At 69.1% G+C, this 2,186-nt stretch carries 2 protein-coding genes; both read right to left on the minus strand.

The genetic code is table 11. The features are described from left to right. Positions 1–279: hypothetical protein (locus VIM19_16495; protein ID HEY5186454.1), on the minus strand; the 279-nt coding region annotated here is incomplete at its 3' end. A 247-nt stretch (positions 280–526) separates the two neighbouring features. Further along, positions 527–1,102 carry a PadR family transcriptional regulator gene (locus tag VIM19_16500; GenBank protein ID HEY5186455.1) on the minus strand — a complete coding sequence of 192 codons (576 nt, stop codon included), beginning with the start codon at positions 1,100–1,102 and terminating at the stop codon, positions 527–529. Between the last annotated feature and the right edge of the window lie 1,084 nt (positions 1,103–2,186).

Raw genomic sequence — 2,186 nt, forward strand, 5'->3', positions numbered from 1 at the left:
CATGGCTGACCCGGAAGGGCATGAGTTCTGCCTCGTCGAGTAGGCGACGGAGAAGTAGCCCCTCTCGGTTCCGCTGCTAGTCGATGTTGCGAACTTGACGAGGAGGGCGTCGGGGTCGCTGGGCCACACCTCCGAGGAGTAGCGCCCGTCCCAAACGGTTGCGACCTCGGTCGCGGTCGACGGGTGCTCACCGACGTCGCTGGGCCCGCTCCGGTGCTCGTGTGCATGGTGGGTGTCGTGGGGCCGGTCGTTGGGTGTCGATGGTCCGGTCTCGTCCATGGGACTCCTCCTCGGTGGGACAGTCGCACTGGCCGAACTACTGCGGCGAACGCTGCGGATAGGGGTGCTGCTGGGGCCGCGCTCTCCGGCGGCCGGGATCAGGCCGTACCACGGTCCACCGAACCTGCTCCCCTTGATCACCGAACACGCGCACGGCGGCCGACCACCTACCGGGGCGCCGCCAGAGCGCACCCGGCAACGACAACGGCGGCCGGTATCCGCGAGGATGCCGGCCGCCGTCGAGGGATCAGCCGGCCAGCAGGCCGTAGATCTCCTTGCGGGCGTCGGCGAGGATCGCGACGGTCGCCGCGATCTGCGCTTTGTCACTGAGTTGCCCGACCTGCCAGACCGCTGCACCAAGCTGGTTGGCGGCGGACCACAGTTCGGTGGTCGCGTCCTCGCTGGGATCCGACTGCGCCCACGGGGTTCCCCACGACTCGCCCTCGGTGGCCACCAGGGCTCGGCCCTCGTCGGTCAGCGCGAAGATGCGCTTGCCGTCCTCCTGGGTGGCCGTGACGAGCCCCGCCATGGCCAGCCGCTTGAGGACCGGGTAGATGGAGCCCGGCGAGGGCTGCCATTGCCCGTCGCTGCGGTCGGCGAGTTCGGTGAGGATCTCGTATCCGTGCCGCGGCGACTCGGCGAGCAGTAGCAGGACGGCGGCCTTGACGTCGCCGCGTTCCCGGCGCCGGCCACGTGGCGGGCCCCAGGGGCCGCGCCGGCCACTGCCGGGGCCGAAGCCGGGACCGAAGCCGGGGCCCGGCCCATGGTGGTGATGTCCGCGTCGACCTTGGGTCGACGGTTCGGTGGATTCTTGGTACTTCACGTCAGTCTCCTTCAACCTGCATCGCGTGTATCGCGATGGACTAACGATATAACGCGATATGCGGCAAGTCAATTCCCGTGCTCCGAGATCAGTCCCCGACGTCCCCACCCGAGCAGCACCGGCACCGGCCCCAGCCGGAGCCGCGGGTCCCCGTTGGGATGCTCGGGGCACCGGGCGGACATGTTCTGCACCTGCACTTCGCGGTCAACCGGTTCGTGAAGCGGTCGCTCATTGATGCCGCGTGGGGCCGCGGGCGCCCGCCTCTCAACCCCGCTGCGCACGTAATGGATCTGATGCTGGTGTCACCGGCGAACCTGCCCGTGCCCTGGATGTGCCGCCACGAACCCCACCTGTTGCCGTACTGGGCAGACCATCACGGTGTACGTGCCGGTGGACAAGTACAGGATCGTCTGCTGCCCGTCACTCGTGACGTACGCCGCGCAACCGGTGGGAGCGCGGTAACCAGAAGGACCCCGGGCGGCGCGGTGTCACGCCGCGCCCGTCACCAACCAGATCGGCCCGGCAGGAGTGAGCACGGCCCGAGCCGTTGACCTGCGGGAACGCCACGGATCGTCACCGGGGATCACCGTCCCACCCGCCCGCGGGATCACTCACGATCCACGGGACGGACAATCCCGGCAGCCAGTCCACCCCGACTGCTCGGCGGGCGACAGTCGACGCTGGGGGCAATCGCTGTCAGCTCGGAGGCGACCCACGCGGCGAGACGCTGCCGCCCGGAAGCCACACCATCACCAGTGCGTGCCACTCGCCCGTCACCTCGTCCCGGTACCACGCGTGGACGGTGCCCTGGTGGCGGTCGTCCCCCACGGCCACCCAACATGGCCTTCCCGCGTCGGTAGTGGGCGAGGTGACAACGATGCGACCGCGCTCGGCCAGCGGCCTGCGGAAAGGGCCCGGGCTTCGGCCCATTCCACCAGCTGCCATAACAGTCAGTGTGACACAGCCTCGTACAGGTGTTCGAGGACGTGGTCGTTGCTATGCGAGTCCCGGACGCTGTCGGCAGGGTGGACGACGTCTCGGCTGTGGCAGACACGTCGCTGCGGGAATCGGTCACACAAGATCG

Source organism: Actinomycetes bacterium (genome assembly GCA_036510875.1).
Lineage (GTDB): Bacteria > Actinomycetota > Actinomycetes > Prado026 > Prado026 > DATCDE01.